Below are 20,664 nucleotides of genomic sequence, written 5' to 3' on the forward strand. Positions count from 1 at the left end.
TCTCCCCCTAGCGCTGCGGAAGCAGCTTCACATATTCATCAGACAGGCCCATCAGCTTCAGGATATAGTCATAGTCTTGTTTGTATGGACTGAAATCCTTCACAGGCTCCAGCGTTTCCAGCGAAACAGCTTCACCGTCTTCGAAGCCTTTACCCGGCACGAACATAATTTCATCGTTAAAAAAGGAACCCGTGGGGAGATAGTAACGCATGCCCACTACATTGTGGTCAACATTAAGCAGATCCTGCCCGAACGCCGTATAACCTTCTTCTTTCAGCGGAATCCCCAGCAAATTGGCCAGAGTCGGAACGAAATCCATTTGGCCTCCGGTCCGGTCCACGACCCGCCCCTGCTCCATGCCCGGAACATGAATAATAAGCGGGATATTGAATCGGCTGACCCGCGAATCATATTTCGTTCCCAGCGCAGCTTCCACCTGCTCCGGCGGCACATCCTTAGGCTGCAGTCCAAAGTGATCGCCGTACAGCATCAGCACGGTGTTCTCCCACAGCCCGTTTTGCTTCAGTCCTTCAATCAGCGTCCCGATGGCATAGTCAGTGTAGTTGATTGCCGTTAAATAATCACCGAGCATGGTATCCTGCAAATCCTCCGGCAGCGTTATTCTTTTGGCAGCATCAGGGATCTTGAACGGGTGGTGGCTGGAGGCGGTTACCAGCTGAGCATAAAAGGGTGTCCCTTTCTGCTGCAGCTTCACCAGTTCATCAACTGCTGTAATATACAGCTGCTCATCGGAAGCGCCGAAAGCATTGAAATGATCATTGGTATAATAGCCCTTATCATAATAGCCGTTAAAGCCCAGCGCCGGATACAGCTGATTGCGGTTCCAGAACCCCACCTTGTTCACATGAAAGGTGTAAGCTTCGTAGCCTTTATCCCGTAAAAGACGGGGCAGACTTGGCAGCTCCCGGTCTCCGAAGCCCGTTGACATCGCAAGCGTGCCTATCGGATAGATCGAGGTATTGCTCATAAATTCAGCATCCGAGGTATTGCCTGGACCAATCTGCTGATAGACATGCGGAAAATAAAAGCCCTCTCCGGCTAAGCGGTTCAGCACCGGCGTTAATTCCTGACCGTCCAGCGACTGATGCAGCGGAAAATTCTGAAAGGCTTCCATCTGGATGACAATTACATTTTTGCCCTTTTGCGAGCCGAACAAATCCGGCACCGCCCCCGGGGCCTTATCACTGTATGGATAAGAAGACTGAAGTTCCGTTACTTTGGCAATCGTATCCTTGATATCTCCGGTTCCAATCAGGCCATTATCCTCCTGGGCTTTGATCGCAGCCACCACTTCGTAATTCAGAAATCCGGCGCTCTCCGCCTGAACCAGCTCATTGGTGATTCCCTTTGCCGCATGTACGGAGTAGACCGACAGCGAAGCGCCGCCTATAATCGCGGCGAGAATGACGATCAGTTGGGCTCTCCGCCCACGGGGAGACCGCCAGCTCCGCACCGGGTAAGCTGTACCTCTCCGCCATCTGCGGGTCAAGGCGTACAGAATCATGATTACAATATCGGCAAAAAACAGGTAATCAATGTACTCGATGGTCGATTCCACGCTCTCTTTTACCTCAAAAACCTGATTCAGCTCATAGAAAGCCAAATAGGTCGGAACCGACCCGAAATGGTTAAAATAGACACTGGACGCAAACAGCAGCAGCGACAATATTCCGTTAAAGCTCCAGTAGACCGCCGTCTTCATCCGTCCCGGTACAATCAGCGCCAGAATCCCCATAATCAGCAGAACCGGAGCAATATCCGCCGCAATCCATTCCCAGGAAATCCGGTCGAAAAACAGTATTCTCAGCAGCAGCAGCTTCAGCCAGATCAGTCCGGCCACAATAAAGAAATGGGCATGCACCAGCCCAACTTTGTTCTCGCTCATTAGTTCTCCTTATTCATCTTTAATCTCTTTTGTAAATTCCACTCTTATTTTCAGTAAAATATCAGATTTCTCTAGTATAGCAATACTTGTTATGTATATCAAAGAGGGATGCGGCCTCATGCAGGCACACATCCCTCTTAAAATACATTAACAACCCCCCTTAATATGGAGTCGCTTCACGCCATATACCTAATCCGTAAATGACCCCTTCAAGATTATAGGTGGCCTCGATTGCCGGTGCCGTTCCCCCACTCTCAAAGGTAACGGTTCCTGGCCTCGACTGATTCTTGACCAGCGTGTAGTCTTCCAGCCGAATGCCGAATATTCCATCTGCAACAGCTGCCGCCGCGCTCTGCAGCTTGGCATTCTCCATATCCAGCAGCTTCTGGTCCTGTTCGGTACGCTGCTCAGGACTAGCCGGATCGGCTGGGGCCAGCGACAGATCGGTAACCTCCAGGACCGCATGAGTAACATAATTCATCTTTACAAACGAAGATGCGGATGCATCCGGTCCATAAAACAAAGTGATTTCCCCATCCATTCCCCCCCCCGTGTTGCGGGCTGCTTTATTCAGCTTAACCGTGCCACTTCTTAAATTGCTCATCGCATTCAGCCCGGTCTGCTTCAAGTCTTCCCCTATCTCCTCCTGACCCACCTCAAAGTAAGCCCCGACATATTTCCCGTTCACATAACCAATCTCCGCCTCTCCCGAGAACAGGTTCTCGCTCACCTGTGCGGCCTGATTGGGAACACGCCCGTAATCCATAAGCCGTGTCAACCTATCCGCTTTGAACTCTCCCTTATATCCAAGCTCCCGCAGCTTCTCCTTGGCCTTGCCCAGAATATCGTCATCAATTTCTTCAGGACCGAATATAGCGCTCATATGGTACATCATCACTTTCCCCGTCTCCGTGCTGACCCAGACATATGCATAATTTCCGCCGTTTCTAAAAACAACCCGGACCTGATCCGCTCCCGCCTGAGGTTCTATGCTTTGAAAGAGCAGCTTCTTGCCGAGCTGCTCCTGCATCGTCTTCTCTGCCGTCTTGATCATCCCGGCCTCCGTAACGTCGGCGGTTTCTTCATGCTGATAGGAAGGACCGGCGGTGTTTCCTTCGCCAAAAGGTCCGGTTCCCAGGTAAAACACCCCTGCTCCCACAAGCAGCAGAACTCCGGCAGCCGCGGCTATGCCCGCGCGGAATTTAAATCCTTTCCGTTCCTGGTGCGGCTCGCCTTCCTTCACCCGGTGCATAACCTTATCCGCATGCACATCCGTAAATTTCACCTCTTCGAATGGCCCTGTTTTGGCCCGTTCATACCACTCAGGCTTCCGTTCCCGCATCACTCCAACCCCCTTATACTTTCCTGGACCTTACGCCGCGCACGGTGCAGTCTGGATTTGACGGTTCCCGGAGATAACCGGGTCAGCCCGGCAATTTCTTTTACCGACAGCTCCGCTCTTAAATCGAGCACCAGCACTTCACGGAATTTATCCGGCAGCTTCATAATAATGCTCCAAATGTCGTCGATATGGCGGTTGCCGAGATACTCCATCTCCGCCGAGCGGGTAATGCCGGTCTGTTCCAGCACGAACCCTTCATTGCCGGAGCCGGAAGGACTCAGGGTTTGAACTCCGCCCCACAGGCCTGATCGGAAGAAACGTGATTTGCGGTAGGAAAACACCGTATTACGCGCAATCGTGAACAGCCACGCCTTCAGCGTGGAGGTTCCCCGGTAGGTCCCGATCCGGTAATAGCATTTGACGAATACCTCCTGCGCCAGATCATCCGCCTGTTCGGAATTGCCGGTAAGGTAATAGATATAATGCCAGATATCCTCGCCATACAGGCTCATGATTCGCCTCAGCTGTTCTTCATCCATTGTTTCTGCAGCTTTAAGATTATCGAGTTCCAATACATTCACCTCACTACATATGACCTCACTGCCAGCTAACGGGTTCCCGTTTGGCAAAATTTCTTTATGGATGCAGCAAAAAACGGAAGGCCGCAGCCTCCCGCCAAATGATAGGATGGATCAAACATTGTAATAAGTGCCGATTCTCAAATTAATGTCCATAAATTATAACGTTTTCCGATTCAAACGGTCAATGCTTCAGCCTAGCGGAGAGTGCGCCAGCAGTCTTTGAATAGAACGGTTGGCCTCATGCAGCACAACCTCTTTATCGACCGTCTTCAACAGACCCTGATCCATCACAATTTCACCGTCGATGATTGTTGTCTCCACATCTGCCCGGGTGGCGGAATAGACAATGCGGGAAATCGGGTCTACATCAAAGGAGGGGAAGGTATGAAAATTGTAGAGGTTGAGAATCGCCAGATCGGCTTTTTTGCCTACCTCAATGCTGCCGATCTTATCTTCCATGCCTACCGCCTTGGCCCCGCCAATGGTCGCCATCCGAAAGACACTTCTGGCATCCATCGTGGTCGGCCCATGCTGCGGTTTCTGGATGATTGCAGCGAGCCGCATCTCATTGAACATATCCAGGTTATTGTTGCAGGGCGCACCATCTGCACCGAGACTGAGATGGATGTGGGTCTCCAGCATCCCCGGTGTATCGGCAATCCCGGAGGCCAGCTTCAGATTGGAGCCCGGACAGTGGCTGACATGTACCCCGCGGTCCCGCAGAATCATTTTCTCCTCGTCATCCAGCCATACACAATGCGCGAGAATCAAGCGGTCATTCGCCAGCCCCAAATGATCAAGGTAGACGACATTGCGCATGCCGGTCATTGCCTGAACAATCTCGATCTCTCCCAAATTCTCCGAAGCATGGGTATGCACCTTAACTCCATAGCGGGCTGACAGATCCCGCACTTCCTTCAGCAGCGGCTCCGTGCAGGAGATGACAAAACGCGGCGAAAAGGCGTACTGGATCCGGCCCCCGCCATACCCATGCCATTTCTCCAGCAAATCCACGCTCTCCTGTAGAGAGGCAGCCGTCTCCTCCTGCAGGGCTGCCGGAACCTCGTCATTCTTCTGATCCATCATCACCTTGCCGGACAGGGCGCGTATGCCGCTCTTGGCAATGGCCTGGAAAGCATAGTCCGTATGGTTCACCGTCTCCATATCCACAATGGTCGTTGTGCCGCTGGAAATCAGCTCTCCTATGCCCAGCATGGCGGAGTAATAGAGTGATTCCTCATCATGCGCCGCTTCCAGCGGCCAGATCCGCTTGCGCAGCCAATCCATCAGCTCCAGATCATCGGCCTTGCCGCGGAAGAGCGTCTGGCATAGATGAATATGCGTCTGTACAAAACCGGGAATGACCGTACGGTTCTTCGCTTCAATGACCCGTTCACCGTCCTGCGGCTGCAGCCCGCTGCCGATTTCCACAATCAGGCTGTCCTTAATGCGGATGTCCCCGTAAAGAATCTCCTCCTGCTTGTTCATCGTAATAATCTCCGCATGTTTGATCAGTATGTTCGCCATGGTCCGATTCCCCCTTGTCAGATAACAGTTAGCTGTCGCAAATAACACAAAAAGGCCACAAAAATATGCCGCAGCATATTTTCGTAGCCAGAAATTTACGGTTCCCGGTAGAGACCCTTAAACCAATTATTAAGGATATACGAAAGAAAAGACTATTCAATTGCTTTCTGAATAGTCTCATCATAAAGTAAGGATAAGTTTGTTGTCAACTTAAGTTACATACAAATGTATAAATTCTTAAAAAAATGATGAAAAACTCCTAAAAAGGTTAGATCAACCGTTTTTAATGTTAACTAACATTACATATAATACGTTTTTGCAGGAAATATTCCTAGGCTTGTCCGTCCAGTTTCGCCGCGCCTTCCAGCACCTTCTCAAATACCGGAAAATTCGCTGTGCGGCCGGGGAAGGAGACTTCACCCCTGCGCTCATAGCCAAGTCTGGGATATAAGCTAAGCGCTTTGGTATTCTTCATATATGTATCCAGCCGGATGCTGCTGTATCCGCAGTTCACAGCATGCTCCTCGGCAAAAGCGGTCAGCTTGCGCGCGATGCCCTTGCCCTGCACCTCCGGATGAACAGCCAGGCGATGCATGATTAAATGCCGTCCCTGCTCCTGCGACCAGCGAATCTCCCCGTACTGCTCCGCCTGATTCTCGTCCAATACAATAATACCCGCAATGGCTTCATTGTCGATATAGACATACAGTGTGCCGCGCTCGATATCCAGACCGATAACTTCCCGGTTAGGGTAGCTCTCATCCCATTGGTCGCTTCCGCCGGCCTGCATAACCTGTACACATTTGGCAATCAGCTCCATAATTTCCCCGATTTCTTCCCTCAGCGCTTTCCGAATCTTATTACCGCTCATGTGTACCCTCCACTTTTCCATCGACATTTGAATCCGGCAAGGATTCTGTAAAGAAGTCTACCATAACCGGAAGCACAATCAATAGACCAGAGCTTTCCAACTGTTCCAGAGCGGGCGGATCAGAGGGAAGCGGCCTATAGAGGAGTAGCGGCGGTTTAACCTTCACCAGCCCTCTAATTGGCCCCTTACCCTTTGGCCTTGGATGTCTCAGCCCAGCTCCAGCTTATGCCCGTCCTCGAAGCCCTTGGCGAAACCGGCGTCGAACCCCACGTTGTATGCTTCGGTGTAGCCCTGCTGAAAGGCGTCTCCCGGCGGCGTTTCCGGAGGGACGCCAAGATCCGGGGGGAGCTGCACTACCTGAGGCGCCGGAGGAGCTTCAACCACTGGGACCACCTGAACGGGTACCATATGCACTGGCGGCTGCACTACCGGCTGAACTATCGGCTGCACAGACGGATGCACTACCTGAATTTTCTGCACAATCCGGCGGCGTTGTCTTTTCTTCTTGCGCACCAACAGACCTTTTTTGGGCCTGCCATAACGAACTCTGCGGCTGCGGCCTCTGCCGATCCTGGCCTTCCGGGATAGCAACAATGTTCGTCTGCGGGTTCCCCTGCCTGAACGCTTGATAGCTTTCTTCCTCTTCATTCTTTACTCCTCCTGTACTCCATGCACTCTGGAGGTTCCTCCTGCACATGTCTTGCTAAGCCATGGCGCAGCAGGAATCCCCCGTTTGGGCTGATGCAGCGAAATACCGGTCATCATCCGGCACATGGCGCTTTGGTACTGGCTTAGGATTCTGATATTGTCACTTAGCTTGCGGGCTGTCAGCTCCGATTGCCCCGTTATTTCGGCGATGCTCTCCAAGATCGCGGCGAGTGCGGCCTGGCTGCGGGCAATGGAGCGGATCATCTCCAGCTTGACGGCGTGTTCGGAGAGAAGCCCGCCGCTCATTTGTCGTCGTCCCCGAAATTAAAGCCTTCACCGGACATGCCGCCAAAGCCTTCGCCGCCGCCTTCTTCCTCACCGCTGCCCAGCACTGCCTTTAAATTGCTGTACAACCCATTCTCCAATTTCGTCAGCCCTTCCACCATTTCCACGATCACTTCATGAATGGATAGGGATTGCTTCAACTGCTCTTCATGGGTATCGAACGCTCTAGCGTGGATATGATGCTGCGTCCACTGCTTCACCTTTTCCGCTTCCACCGCTTTGGCTTCAAGAATCATCGCGATGTTCCACTGGATAGTAGCGGTCGACTCCAGCATTTGCAGATAAGCCTTTTCTCTGCTCATCTTCCGCCTCCTGCTCTTTTAATCGCTACTCTTCTTCCTGACCGTTTAATTCCTTGATGACTCTGCCTACCCCTTCAGCCATCGCTTCTTCCAGATCGGCTATCGCGTTCAAGTAAGCAATAATATTCTTGTTAACCTGACCGTGGCTTTCTACCAGCCCGCTGAATCCGCCAAAATCAGGCTCCGCATCCGGCAGATCATGGACTATTTGCGACATACGGACGGCAACGTGGCGTTCGGCGTCAAGAATCCGCGCCATCTGTTCGTGCGTATGGGCCATGTGCTGCAGCACTTTTGTTATTTTATTCTGCACCTTCATGTCTCCTTTGCTCAAACGCCCTGCTACAGCATATGCGGCAAGCGCCTTGACGGTGCGGAGAACTGGTGTAACTTTGGCGCGGCCCGAAGACTTTTGCTGAGAATAGGCGGAGATTGACAGCTGCGGAAAGTCAGATTATTCTGAGAATGAAATTGAATTTTTCACCATACATAGATTAGAAATCAGTTCCTGACCGGATTGGAGGTAATGTATGAAACTCGCAGGCAACCACCTGGATTTGCAGCCTTTAACCGCAGCGGAGCTCTCGCTCGCCACAGAGAATTATGCCGGGCTGAAGCAGGCTCTTGGCCTGAAAGCTGGCGGCGCCTCTTTGGACGAGGAAATGCAGTATGCTATGCGGATCAGGCATTCCAGAGTGCAGCAGGATGAGGAAAATTACCTCTGGCTGACTAACTGGGCCATTATTCAGCGCAGGCACCAGCAGATTATCGGGTATATCATCCTGAAAGGCTGTCCGAATGAACAAGGCGAGGTCATTATAGGCTACTGCATTGACGAAAGGCATTGGGGAAAAGGCTATGCTACAGAGGCAGTGCGGATTATCAGCGAATGGATCTTCAGCGATCCCAGGGCGCAATGGATTATTGCCGATACCGAAAAGGATAACTGGGCTTCCCACAAAGTCCTGGAGCATCTGGGCGCGCATATGTACCGTGACACGGGCGATTTGTTCTGGTGGAGAATTGCGCGGCCGGCTCATACTGTATCTTCCAATTAATAATCTGCAGCCAAACCTTCATTTCTTGTACAAGTGGAAACGGCTTTGCCGTCCTTTTTAAGGACGGTACTGTTTCAGCGAGAAATAGAAGGATAAGTTATCGTGTGAAATATATAAATTCTTATATTTCAATGAAAAACACGCCGCCCTTAAGGCAGCGTGTCTTTCAGCTTCTCGCCCGCTTCACGCAGCGACTGGAATGTTCCCGCATCACTCCACCATTCCTTAAGCACATCATAGCTGAGCATGCGGTCGGCAGCGTAAATGTTGTTCACATCGGTAATTTCCAGCTCCCCCCTTTGGGAAGGGGACACGCGGCGGATAATATCGAACACGGCCTCATCGTACATATAAATGCCGGTTACACAATAGTTGGTCTTTGGGATCTCCGGCTTCTCTTCGATGTACGCAATCAATGTTGAATCCTCGCCGTCAAACACCGGAACGCCGTATCTCCGCGCATCCTCCACCGGCTTCAGCAGCACTTTCGCCGTGCCTTCGGGCTGCTGAAGATAGCTCTGCACGTAAGGCGTCAGATCATCCATAAAAAGATTGTCACCCAGCAGCACGATAAACCTTTCGCCCGGAAGAATAAACCCCTCCGCCAGCTCCAGCGCTTCCGCGATGCCTCCTGCGGCTTCCTGAATTTTGTAAGTCAGAGATACGCCAAATTCCGCACCGCTGCCCAAAAAATCGGTATACTGCCCCGCAGACTGCTTGCTGATGACCAGGAGAATATCGGTTATACCCCCCCGGCGCAACCGGTCTATACCGTAACACACCATAGGATATTTGCCGACCGGAAGCAAATGTTTGTTCATAAGCCGGGTCAGCGGATAGAGTCTTGTTCCTTTTCCGCCCGCCAATATGACTCCTTTCACTTACTTTCCTCCTCTTTATCTGTGTCTTTAGTCTTCGGGTCAACATTTCAGAAGAACTGTGCCGGATCCATATGCCATTTATCTATAAAAATCCTGCGGTTTCGCTCCACAAGCTCCTTAAGTGCAGAGGAGTATACTTCTTTGAAGCTCGCGCTTCCTTCATGATGCACCAGGCAATCCCCGGCAATCAGCAGCCGGTAGCCACGCAGCCGGGCGCGGAAGCAATAATCATCATCCTCATAATGTCCAGGTGAATACCGTTCATCCAGCAGTCCAACAGTGTCCATCAGCTCTCGTTTGAACAAAAAGCATAAGCCCACCAACCGTCTCGTCTCTATCCATTTCGAGGGATCTTGGAGGTTGGCCTGCCGGGCCTCCGCATGAAAACCCGGTATATCACTGTATGCAGTCTTGACCTGCTGCTGGCCGCTGGCATAGTTGGTCACGGGACCGGCAATACCAACATCCGGTGCACTGTATAGTGCTGCCTTAAGGTTCCGTAGCCAGCCCTGCGAGACGACAACATCATTATTCAGCAGCAGCAGCTCATCGCCTGCAGCGAGTTGCATCCCCATATTGCAGGCAACGGGAAATCCGCGGTTCTCAGGCAGGGAGATAAAGGTTAGATTATTTGTCCGGCAGTACGTATCCGTACCATCCTTCGAAGCGTTGTCGATCACAATGATTTCATAGGGCGTTTCGGTATAGGCCCGGATGGCTTCCACACAGGTCCGCAGCAGTTCAAGTCTGTTATATGTCGGAATAATGATACTGGTCATTGTCATAACCGGTTCCTCCAGGCAGCCATTTGCCGGCGCTGCTCCTGCAGGCGCTCGCCGGAGAGCACTCCGCTAGCTTCCCTGTGCGCAATAACCGCCTGCAGCGCTTCCGCATGATCGCCGATAATCAGCTGTTCCACCGCGTTGCCGGCTCCCGTATTCCCTTTGCGCAGCCGATTATGCTTGATGACATTAACCGTTCCGGCCTTCTCCACCCGCAGCCGATTCAGAATGGAGAGGGCTTGCGCTTTCGGGGGAACCATCAGTTCACGGTAACCGATGGTTTCCAGTGCACGGCGGGACAAGGCATGGGGAACAGCAGTCATGGAGCTCACCCCAAGATCACTCCGGCCTAGAACCCCGTTTAAATACAGCTTGCAGCGGGTGACATCATCACTTGCGCCAAATGGCGGCAGCAGGCCATCCAGATCATTAAGCGCAACATCAATTCCGCTGTCTACAGCTGCTGCAAAAAGGGCCAGCTGCCGGGCCGGAATGCTCATGTCTCCATCCAGAAAGAGCAGAATATTTCCCCTGCTGAGCTTGGCGCCAAGCGCACGCCCCACATCATGACCGGCCGATTCGGGGCAATGCACGACCGTTGCCCGTGTGCACATTCTGGATTGCTGAAAGCTGTTGTCACTGCAGCCGTTCAGCACCACGATGATCTCCGCCGGCTCCAGAAGCTCCACCTGCTCCAGGAGTCCGGGCAAGGTACGCGCCTCATCTCTTGCCGAGATGATGACGGACAGCAAGCCGCGCAATTTCGGAAGCATCCGCTGCGGTTTCCCGGCAGCGGATGCTTCTGCGGCCGTGCGCCGGACAGCTGAGCCGCGGGCTACGGATAATCCCGCCCCCGTAAGCCGTTCAGAAGAGCTCCCAGCCCCGAATGAACCTGCCCCTCTTTTATTAGATGCAGACTTCCTGATGCCCGGAATACCTGCTCCGCTCCGGCGGGGAGAAGTGCCGGCGGAAAACGTTCTTCTCCGTTTCGAACGCAATACGGCCTTATAGCCAGTAGCCATTACCTCACCATCTCCCTTCGCCGGGTGCCGTCGCTGAATCCCGCCCTCTCCCCCTTGAGCTCGAGCAGCAGAGACACAGCATCGAGGTGATCCCTGAGAATAATCTCCTGCAAGGGGTCCCTTCCGCCGCGCTTGCGGCGGACAGCATTCAGTTTGCCAACAGGCACTTTATGCACTTCCCTTACACTCAAGCCTTCCAGCAATGCGCGGGCATAAGCCAGCGGCGGCCTTGACAATAGACCGCTCCCCAGCACATTAAGCGCCTTGCGGCTGAGCGCATGGGGAACCGCCGTCAGTGAATACCCCTTCAAGTCGGAACGTCCGAGCATAATGTTCAGTGCATACTTGGAGAGCACCACAGGATGCGGAACCCTGCTGCGGACCGGCCCGGAATAATCATTAAGCGCTACATCCGTCCCGCCGCGGATTGCACTTACGAATGGACGCAGCTGCGCGGCGGGAATGACAAGATCCCCATCTGTAAACAGCAGGACCTCCCCTTTGGCCGCATCCGCTCCGACACTTCGGCCAACATCGTGTCCAAGCGGCTGCTCGAAAGAGATGACATGGGCACCCATAGATTTCGCTATTTCTGCCGTTTTATCGGCAGAGCCATTAACAATCACAATAACCTCACAGCGCGGATGAACCCCCCTGGCTCCGGCAATCACACTGGCAATCGTCCTGGCCTCATTCATAGCCGGAATAATAACCGACACGTAAGGCTCGGGATGATTCTGTGCAGGACGTACAGCTACGGGCCGCACTGGCCGGGAGTTCCGCCGCGCTGGTCGAGCTGCCCGCCGCCCCGTGCGGCGGGCAGCTGTTCGTTTATGCTTCAAGCTCATCCACCTTCCTTGCAGGGCATACTGCCGGGCTTAGGGTTACATCACAGTCTATGTAATCCGCTTCTCCGGGTAACGGCGGGTGTCTCCCTTCACACACAAATTTGGACAGATGTCATCCATCCCGTATTCAACCGACTTTTCCGGGTGATAAACACAAGTGGAAACGGATACCGTCCTTAATAGGACGGTATCCGTTTCACCGGGAAATAGAAGGATAATTTATAGCGTGAAGCATATAAATTCTTATATTTGAACAAGAGCGCAGCCGGCGGCTGCGCTCTTATCCGCTTTTTCAGCGGCTCTGTATTTAATCGAATACCCGGTTCTCTGGCGGCTTTGCCGGAGGCGAGCCGAGTGCAATCCAGGATAACACTCCATAGAAATGCTGGGTTTCACGCAGGCGGTTCACCAGGATTACAGCCTCTCCGCCGGCTCTTGTTTTAAGCGAGGCGTGAAAGAACGGCTGGTTTGTCATGGCCACAAGCACATAGCCGGTATGGCCAAAGCTTTCGTCGAAAGAGACAGTGACCTCCACACTCTCTGCATCACCGTTGAACATGAACGCCGTCATTCCGAACTGCTGCAGCACCTCCCGGTTTCCGGAGCTCTGCACCGGACTGAAGGAGAGATGCTCCGCACCCACCGCGCCGCGGGCCAGATGGTCACCGGATACCGCGCCGGGAGCAATATGGTAGCCCTGCACACTTTCTTCCTCCAGATGGCGGGATTGAACGGCGAAGGAAGCAATTTTGGTTGCATCCACCGCTTCATCCTGGAGTCCGTCAGTTCCAACCGCACTCTCTGCAAGCTGCTCGGCACCAACACTGCCGGAAGCCAGTTTCGCTCCGGTAATGCTGCCGTCAGGGAGCAGGTCTGCGCTGCGGACCTCTGGAGCCAGATGCTCAAGCTTAATGGTCTCGGGAAGCAGGTGACGCTCCTCCAATACTCCGTCTGCGAGATGTTCGCCGTACACGCTCTCCTGCTGGAGATGCTGTGAACCTACCGCTCCAGCCGCCAGCTTCGCAGAGCTGACGCTGCCGTCAGGGAGCAGGTCAGTGCTGCGGACCTCTGCGGCCAGATGCTCCAGCTTGATAATCCCGGGATTCAGGTGGCGTTCCTCCACCACTTCGTCTGCAAGATGTTCGCCATACACGCTCTCCTGCTGGAGATGCTGCGAACCTACTGCTCCAGCCGCCAGCTTCGTGGAGCTGACGCTGCCATCCGGCAGCAGATCGGAGGTCAGGGTTTCCTTCGCCAGATGCTTCAGCGTAATGCTTCCAGACTGGATGTGCCGGCCGTCCACGGCTTCAACCGCAAGATGTCCGCCGTATACACTGCCCGGAGCCAGCTGGAAGGAGCCGACGGAACCTTGCGCCAGCTTTTTCCCGCCGATGCTGCCGTCAGGGAGCAGGTCAGTGCTGCGGACCTCTGCGGCCAGATGCTCCAGTTTGATAATCCCGGGATTCAAGTGGCGTTCCTCCACCACTCCGTCCGCGAGATGTTCTCCGTTCACACTCTCCTGCTGCAGATGCTGTGAACCTACCGTTCCGGCTGCCAGCTTCGCGGTGCCGATGCTGCCGTCAGGGAGCAGGTCAGCGCTGCGGACCTCTGCGGCCAAATGCTCCAGCTTGATAATCCCGGGATTCAGGTGGCGTTCCTCCACCACTTCGTCTGCAAGATGTTCGCCATACACGCTCTCCTGCTGGAGATGCTGTGAACCTACCGTTCCGGCTGCCAGCTTCGCGGAGCCGATGCTGCCGTCAGGGAGCAGCTCTGCGCTGCGGACCTCTGCGGACAGATGCTCCAGCTTGATAATCCCGGAATTCAAGTGGCGTTCCTCCACCACTCCGTCCGCGAGATGTTCTCCGTTCACACTCTCCTGCTGCAGATGCTGTGAACCTACCGTTCCGGTTGCCAGCTTCGCGGAGCCGATGCTGCCGTCAGGGAGCAGATCGGAGGTCAAGGACTCCTCCGCCAGATGCTTCAGTTTGATGCTGCCGGGGCGGATGTGACGGCCGTCCACGGCTTCGCTCGCAAGATGACCGCCGTATACACTGCCCGGTGCCAGCTGGAAGGACCCGATGGAGCCTTGCGCCAGCTTTTTCCCGCCAACGCTGCCGTCCGGCAGCAGATCTGCGCTGCGGACCTCTGCGGACAGATGATCAAGCTTGATGATCCCGGAATTCAAGTGGCGGTCCTCCACTATTCCGTTCGCGAGATGTTCTCCGTGCACGCTCTCCTGCTGGAGCTGCTGCGAACCTACCGCTCCTGCCGCCAGCTTCGCGGAGCCGATGCTGCCATTCTGCAGCAGATCGGAGGTCAGGGTGTCCTCCGCCAGATGCTTCAGCTTGATGCTGCCAGAGCGGATATGGCAGCTGTCCACGGCTTCCATGGCAAGATGACCGCCATATACGCTGTCTGAAGCCAGCTGGAAGGACCCGATGGAGCCTTGCGCCAGCTTTTTCCCGCTGATGCTGCCGTCCGGCAGCAGATCTGCACTGCGGACCTCTGCGGCCAGATGCTCAAGCTTGATGATCTCGGGATTCAGGTGGCGCTGCTCCACTACTCCGTCTACGAGATGTTCTCCGTGCACGCTCTTCTCCTGGAGATGCTGCGGACCTACAACTCCTGCCGCCAGCTTTTCTCCACCGATGCTGCCATCCGGAAGCAATTCTGCGCTGCGGACCTCTGCGGCCAGATGCTCCAGCTTGATGATCTCGGGATTCAAGTGACGATCCTCCACTATTCTATCCGTAAGATGTCTGCCATGAACACTCTCCTGCTGGAGATGCTGCGAACCCACCGCTCCCTTGGCCAGCTTCGCGGAGCTGACGCTGCCGCTCGGCAGCAGGTCGGAGGTCAGAGTCTCCTCCGCAAGATGCTTCAGCTTAATGCTGGCGGGGCGGATGTGCCGGCTGTCCACGGCATCAATCGCAAAATGTTCTCCATGTACGCTGCCCGGAGCCAGCTGGAAGGACCCGATGGAGTCTTCCGCCAGCTTCTCCCCGCCAATGCTGCCGTCCGGCAGCAGCTCTGCGCTGCGGACCTCTGCGGCCAGATGCCCGAGCTTGATGATCTCGGGGTTCAAGTGGCGCTCTTCCACCACTCCGTCCGCAAGATGTTCTCCATATACGCTGTCCGGAGCCAGCTGGAAGGAGCCGATCGAGCCTTCCGCCAGCTTTTCTCCGCCGATGCTGCCATCAGGCAGCAGCTCTGCGCTGCGGACCTCTGCGGCCAGATGCTCCAGCTTGATAATCTCAGGATTCAAATGGCGCTCTTCCACCACTCCGTCCGCAAGATGTTCTCCGAGTACACTCTCCTGCTGGAGATGCTTCGAACCTACAGCTCCGCCTTCCAGCTTCGCAGAACTGATGCTGCCGTCCGGCAGCAGCTCGGAGGTCAGGGTCTCCTCTGCAAGATGCTTCAGCTTGATGCTGTGAGGGCGGATGTGGCGGCTGTCTACGGCTTCGACCGCAAGATGTCCGCTATATACGCTGCTCGAAGCCAACTGGAAGGAGCCGATCGAGCCTTCCGCCAGCTTTTTCCCGCCGATGCTGCCGTCAGGGAGCAGATCAGCGCTGCGGACCTCTGCCGTCAGATGCTCCAGCTTGATGATCTCGGGATTCAAATGGCGCTCCTCCACCGCTCCGTCCGCGAGATGTTCTCCGTTCACACTTTCCGCCTGGAGATTCTCCGAACCTACCGCTCCGGCCGCCAGCTTCGCGGTGCTGACGCTGCCGTCCGGCAGCAGATCAGCGGTCAGGGTCTCCTCCGCCAGATGCTTCAGCTTGATGCTGTGAGGGCGGATGTGGCGGCTGTCCACGGCTTCGACCGCAAGATGTCCGCCATATACACTACTCGGAGCCAGCTGGAACGAACCGATCGAGCCTTCCGCCAGCTTTTCCCCGCCGATGCTGCCATCCGGGAGCAGCTCTGCGCTGCGGACCTCTGCGGCCAGGTGATTCAGGGTGATTTCTCCCTGCTTGATATGACGGCCTTCCAGTGAATCCTCCGCCACATGACTGGTGCCAATACTGCCTGGAGACAGATGGAGGGAAGAAACGGCTCCTTCGACCAGCTTAGAACTGCTAATGCTGCCATCCTGGATTTGAATCGATGAGATGGAGCTAGGAATAATATGCCCGTTGCCAATAGACATCGGACGAATATGTGCGCCGCCGACACTTCCCGGGGCAAGATGTCTGCCTTGCACAGCCGTGTCACTGATCGACGCGGGGCTAACCGACCCTGGTGTCAAATGCTCCGCAGCCACCGATAAGGCTGCCAGCTTGGCGGAAGTAACACTGCCATCAGCCAGCTTGGTGGAGGTGACCGCCAGATCACTGAGCTTATCCGTTGAGACACTCTCCGGCGATAGCTTCAATGAAGTAACCGCATGATCCGCCAGATGATGCGGCTGTACCGCACCTGCAGCGAGATGTACTTCCTTCACCGCGCCGGAGGCAAGCTTATCGCCCGTGACCGAGCCGGACTGCAGGGCCGAATTCGTCACGCTGTTCTCACCAAGATGTCTGCGTTCTATGGCACCCGGCGCCACATGTTCAGAATCCACTACGGCATTCTGCAGTACACGGGCGCTGACACTGGCATCGGCCAGATTTTTTTCCTCCACCGTACAGAAGGCGATATGTTCACCACTCACAGCTTCACGGGCAATAGCGTTTCCGGTGACCGCACCTGCAGCCAGCTTGCCGGCATGGATGCCCCCGTCAGCCAGCTTGGCGGCGGTAATGCTTTTCGCGCGCAAATGCTCTCCGGCCACAGCTTCGCTTGCCAGCTGTTCACCGGTAACCGCACCGGATGCGAGATGAGCCGTCAGCACCGACTGGCTCTGCAGCTGCTCCGATCCGACCGATTCCTTGGCCAAGTGGGACTGATCTACAGCTTCACGCTGCAGATGGAGCGAGGTCACAGCCTGCATGGCAAGCTGCGGTCCGCGTACTGCGGATTTGGCGATATGCCGTGTAGTGACCGCTTCATCCGCCAGTTTATTCGGCAGGATGCTCTGATCGGCGATTTTGGAGGAGGTGACCGCCTGCTCCACGAGCTGTACCGTCCCTACCGCACCTTCCGCCAGCTTCACAAAAGAAATGCTGCGGTCCGCCAAATGGCGGGCGGTGATTTCCCCCTCGCCGATATGGGTGCCATTTACGCTTTCCGGACTTAGATGCTGGCTGCGTACAGCCTTCTCTCCCAGCTGCCGCGTGCCTACTGCGGCATCCGCAAGATGTCCGCTGTCAATGCTGCCGGACTGGAGCTGCTCCTTGCCGATAAGCCGGCCGGCAAGCTGCTCGGGCCCGATGGCTCCCGGCGCCAGATGTTTCGCCGTGATGACGCCTTCGCTCAGATGGCGGCCCTCAATCACAGCATCGCCCAGTTTGACTCCGCTGATTTCGCCGTCGGCGATTTTATCGCCGGATACCGCCTCATCAGCCAGTTTGGAACGGTCGATACTTCCGTTCGCCAAATGTCGGCTGACAATGGTGCTGCTTAGAATTTTTTCGCCGGTTATGGCTCCATCTTCCAGCAAGTCGGCAGTAATCAGCAGCTCGCTCAAGTGACGGCTGGCAATGGACCGGTCGGCAATTTGTTCTCCTCCGATGATCCGGTCAGCCAATTTCTCCGGGCCGATGCTTCCGTTCTTAAGCTTCTCGCCGCTGATCGAATGATCCAGCAGCTTGCCGCCGTTCACACTTCCTTCCGCCAGATGCTCGCCAGTTATCGATTCGGGGGCAATCTTCGAGGACGTTATCGCCTTGTCCGCGATATTGATGCTCTGCACCGCATAATCCTGCAGCCAGGGAGTACCGATAATCCCGAATTTCAGCTTAGAGCCGTCAATGGTGCGCGGAGCAATCTTCTGGCCGGTAACGGCCGCATCGCACAGATCATCGGTATATACGGGCTGCAGGCGCTCTTTTTCCAGAACTGGCAGAACGGGCTCGGGCGCGTGGACAACCACCTCCTCAATCTGGAGTGTTTCTTCTGCTGCCGGCACCTCCAGCAATTCTTTATCCGGGGCGGCAGGTACGGCAGGTTGTGCCGGCTCTGCAACAACTTCTACCGTGCCCACACCACTAACCTGCAGGGCCCGGTCTGGCGGATCCACCGTCTCGCTGACGGGTGTTTCAAATCCCCCTTGCACCCTTGGACTGCTTCCCAGCATACTCAGTTCTTTTTTATTGGGATTATCCACGTAATAGAGTCGCTTCTTGGAACTGTGTTGTTGATTCCTTCTGGAGCTCTTCACAAGCAGTCTCCTCCTTCCATCTGTTGTTTCTTCTAGGCATCATATGCAGTCCAGTGGGCGGATGACACCATTTGCAGCAAGGCTGCCTATAATCAATCTGCAAGTAAATCGGCTTCGTCTATCTTTCGAAAAAGGGCTTCTGCCGCCGCGCATTCGTCCATCCTGATGGCCCCGTACAAACATACAATGAGAACATAAGGGCTACAGCCGTAACTACAGAAGATAACGGGAGGAACGAACATGGGGCAAAAGCTCGTGGGAATACTGCTAAATGCCGCTATGCACCGGGGCGTTCCCCGGTTAAAAACGGGACAGGAGTCGCTGGAGAGCTATGAGGAGGCGGCTGCCGCTTACGGATTGACCCCCTGCTTTTTGAAGCTGGCCGACATTGATACAGAATCCGGATTCAGCGTCGCTTATATCAAGGGGTCCCAGGGATATCGCAGAGCCGTAATCCCCACACCGGGTGTAATCCATAACCGGGCAATTTACAGCCAGGGCAGCAGCGGAATCGAGCGGCTGCTTCGGCAGGGCCTTTTGATATACAACACATGCAACCGTTACGGGAAAGAACAGATTCACGGGCTGCTGGAACAGAACGTAGACCTGCAGAGCTATCTGCCGGTTACAACAACAGGGCTCCCGGGTCTCAAGGAGATGATGGACCTCTACCCCGACCTCATCCTCAAACCGTGCCGCGGCAGTATCGGCAAAGGGGTCATGCGTCTTACTCACTTCAGCGGACGGAGCTGGACCTGGAGTTATCTGCCTTCACGTTCTAGCCGATGGGTAAGCAGCTTCGTGGATCAGGATGCTTTGCCACGGATGCTTCGGGCGCGTCTCGCCGCTGAATCCTATCTGGTGCAGGAACGTATCCCGCTGGCTGAAATCGGCGGACGCCCCTTCGATCTCCGGGTCACGGTGCAACGCGGGTGGGGAGGAACTTGGCAGGTGACCGGCATGTTTGCAAAGCTGGCCGCTCCTGGCGGGTTCGTATCCAATATCGCGCGGGGAGGCGAAGCGCTAAGCGCCTCCTATGTGCTGGATCAGGCCTTCCCGGGGGAAGCTGCAGCATACCTTCGAATGACAGTGCAGACTCTCAGCCTCGCCATCGCACGCGAGCTGGAGCACAGTCTTCCCGGGCTTGCCGACATCGGGCTGGACATCGGCATCACCCGCAACAGACGGATTTACTTCATTGAATGCAATGGCCGTGACCAGCGTTATGGATTCCTCAAGGCAGGACTCAGAGGAACCTGGAAAGAAAGCTACCGCAGGCCAATGGCTTACGCCCGGTTCCTGCTCGAAGACGCCTCCCGGTATAACTCTTATTGATTTGTCTCCTATTCTATGTCAATATAATTCAGAGCGGATAAGGCCCCGGGTATGGGGCCTTGTTGCTGCATGATGGAAGGGAGATGTTCATGGTTAAACAAATGCTGCGGCTGATGACGGAACTGTCCTCGCACAGATGGCTTTCCCGGTTGATGGGGGCTTTTTCCCATAGCAGACTCAGCCGTTTTTTGATCCCGGTATTTATTAAGTCCTATCATATTCCCGCTGCTGAAGCGGAGAAGCAGTCCCGGCAATATCATACGCTTAACGAATTTTTCAGCCGGCGGTTGAAGCCGGGGATGCGCCCTGTCGCAAGCGGGGACAATGCCGTAGCCAGTCCGGTGGATGCGATAATTACCGCCATGGGTGAGATTCATTCCGGAACAATTATGAATGTAAAAGGACAGGATTATGAGCTGGAAGAACTGCTTAACCACTCTCCGCACCTGGAGCTGTACAAGAAAGGCTTTTTCTTCGTGCTGTATCTGAGCCCTACGGATTATCACCGGATTCACGCGCCTCTCACCGGGCGCAAAGTCGAGAGTGATCATATCCGCGGCCGGGCTTATCCTGTCAATGAATTCGGCATGAGACATATGAAGGGTGTGCTGAGCCGCAACGAACGTCTTATTACTTATATCGCGGGAGCGAATGGGGAAGCAGCGGTTGTAAAGGTAGGCGCAATGAATGTCAGCAGCATCCGCTACACCGATGAACAGGCCATGGAATGGCAAATCGGCGATGATCTGGCTTATTTTGAATTCGGCTCAACCGTAGTACTGCTGCTGGAGAGCGGCACCTTTACTCCAAGGGCCGGGCTGACAAGCGAGACCAAGGTCAAGATGGGTGAACTGCTGGGAACCTTGCAGCGTCATCTTTAACATTTCATCCTAACCTGACAACGAACATATAAGGGTACTCCGCAAGCCTTGAACAGGCCGGAGT

At 54.8% G+C, this 20,664-nt stretch carries 17 protein-coding genes and 1 riboswitch; of the genes, 3 read left to right on the top strand and 14 right to left on the bottom strand.

Features of this window, described 5'->3' with window-relative positions:
• Window positions 1-7: 7 nt before the first annotated feature.
• From NST99_RS27735 to NST99_RS27775, 9 genes are all read right to left on the bottom strand, one after another.
• Window positions 8-1,906, bottom strand: coding sequence for an LTA synthase family protein (locus tag NST99_RS27735; protein ID WP_341095997.1), 1,899 nt, complete (start codon window positions 1,904-1,906; stop codon window positions 8-10).
• Window positions 1,907-2,066: 160 nt separating this feature from the next.
• Entirely contained in the window at window positions 2,067-3,248 is a 1,182-nt protein-coding gene (locus NST99_RS27740; RefSeq protein WP_341095998.1) for a hypothetical protein, read from the bottom strand.
• A complete protein-coding gene (locus tag NST99_RS27745; protein ID WP_341096000.1) occupies window positions 3,248-3,829 on the bottom strand; it encodes an RNA polymerase sigma factor in 582 nt (193 codons plus the stop codon). Before NST99_RS27745 ends, NST99_RS27740 begins: the two co-directional genes overlap by 1 nt.
• A 189-nt stretch (window positions 3,830-4,018) precedes the next feature.
• Window positions 4,019-5,356 (bottom strand): 5'-deoxyadenosine deaminase, encoded by a 1,338-nt coding sequence (locus NST99_RS27750; RefSeq protein ID WP_341096002.1) that lies wholly within the window; start codon window positions 5,354-5,356, stop codon window positions 4,019-4,021.
• Between the two features lie 64 nt (window positions 5,357-5,420).
• A riboswitch (purine riboswitch) is annotated at window positions 5,421-5,519 on the bottom strand.
• A 168-nt stretch (window positions 5,520-5,687) separates the two neighbouring features.
• Window positions 5,688-6,227 (bottom strand): GNAT family N-acetyltransferase, encoded by a 540-nt coding sequence (locus NST99_RS27755; protein ID WP_341096004.1) that lies wholly within the window; start codon window positions 6,225-6,227, stop codon window positions 5,688-5,690.
• Window positions 6,228-6,434: 207 nt separating this feature from the next.
• Complete coding sequence (locus NST99_RS27760; RefSeq protein WP_341096006.1) at window positions 6,435-6,875, bottom strand: hypothetical protein; 441 nt, start codon at window positions 6,873-6,875, stop codon at window positions 6,435-6,437.
• A gap of 3 nt (window positions 6,876-6,878) precedes the next feature.
• Entirely contained in the window at window positions 6,879-7,181 is a 303-nt protein-coding gene (locus NST99_RS27765) for a hypothetical protein (protein ID WP_341096007.1), read from the bottom strand.
• A complete protein-coding gene (locus NST99_RS27770; protein ID WP_341096009.1) occupies window positions 7,178-7,522 on the bottom strand; it encodes a restriction endonuclease subunit S in 345 nt (114 codons plus the stop codon). Before NST99_RS27770 ends, NST99_RS27765 begins: the two co-directional genes overlap by 4 nt.
• 25 nt (window positions 7,523-7,547) lie before the next feature.
• Window positions 7,548-7,835, bottom strand: coding sequence for a hypothetical protein (locus NST99_RS27775; protein ID WP_038596026.1), 288 nt, complete (start codon window positions 7,833-7,835; stop codon window positions 7,548-7,550).
• A 217-nt stretch (window positions 7,836-8,052) separates the two neighbouring features.
• Here NST99_RS27775 and NST99_RS27780 point away from each other — a divergent pair, with 217 nt between their 5' ends.
• Entirely contained in the window at window positions 8,053-8,580 is a 528-nt protein-coding gene (locus NST99_RS27780; protein WP_341096011.1) for a GNAT family N-acetyltransferase, read from the top strand.
• Between the two features lie 149 nt (window positions 8,581-8,729).
• Here NST99_RS27780 and NST99_RS27785 read toward each other — a convergent pair whose 3' ends face one another.
• The 5 genes from NST99_RS27785 to NST99_RS27805 form a co-directional block, all read right to left on the bottom strand.
• The gene (locus tag NST99_RS27785) at window positions 8,730-9,461 is read right to left on the bottom strand and encodes a sugar phosphate nucleotidyltransferase (protein WP_038596028.1); all 732 of its coding nucleotides are present in this window, start codon (window positions 9,459-9,461) and stop codon (window positions 8,730-8,732) included.
• Between the two features lie 47 nt (window positions 9,462-9,508).
• On the bottom strand, window positions 9,509-10,246 hold the full coding sequence (locus NST99_RS27790; protein ID WP_341096012.1) for a glycosyltransferase family 2 protein: 738 nt from the start codon (window positions 10,244-10,246) through the stop codon (window positions 9,509-9,511).
• The gene (locus NST99_RS27795) at window positions 10,243-11,265 is read right to left on the bottom strand and encodes a glycosyltransferase family 2 protein (protein ID WP_341096015.1); all 1,023 of its coding nucleotides are present in this window, start codon (window positions 11,263-11,265) and stop codon (window positions 10,243-10,245) included. Before NST99_RS27795 ends, NST99_RS27790 begins: the two co-directional genes overlap by 4 nt.
• Window positions 11,265-12,113 carry a glycosyltransferase family 2 protein gene (locus tag NST99_RS27800; protein ID WP_341096016.1) on the bottom strand — a complete coding sequence of 283 codons (849 nt, stop codon included), beginning with the start codon at window positions 12,111-12,113 and terminating at the stop codon, window positions 11,265-11,267. The genes NST99_RS27795 and NST99_RS27800 overlap by 1 nt, the downstream gene beginning before the upstream one ends.
• Before the next feature lie 307 nt (window positions 12,114-12,420).
• Window positions 12,421-18,384 (bottom strand): WIAG-tail domain, encoded by a 5,964-nt coding sequence (locus NST99_RS27805; RefSeq protein WP_341096017.1) that lies wholly within the window; start codon window positions 18,382-18,384, stop codon window positions 12,421-12,423.
• 240 nt (window positions 18,385-18,624) lie between these two features.
• Here NST99_RS27805 and NST99_RS27810 point away from each other — a divergent pair, with 240 nt between their 5' ends.
• Together NST99_RS27810 and asd are read left to right on the top strand one after the other, a co-directional pair.
• Window positions 18,625-19,719, top strand: coding sequence for a YheC/YheD family endospore coat-associated protein (locus tag NST99_RS27810; RefSeq protein ID WP_341096020.1), 1,095 nt, complete (start codon window positions 18,625-18,627; stop codon window positions 19,717-19,719).
• A gap of 89 nt (window positions 19,720-19,808) precedes the next feature.
• Complete coding sequence (gene asd, locus NST99_RS27815) at window positions 19,809-20,600, top strand: archaetidylserine decarboxylase (RefSeq protein ID WP_341096021.1); 792 nt, start codon at window positions 19,809-19,811, stop codon at window positions 20,598-20,600.
• Window positions 20,601-20,664 lie beyond the last annotated feature (64 nt).

The sequence above is a fragment of the Paenibacillus sp. FSL L8-0470 genome, assembly GCF_038008625.1.
Lineage (GTDB): Bacteria > Bacillota > Bacilli > Paenibacillales > Paenibacillaceae > Paenibacillus_AQ.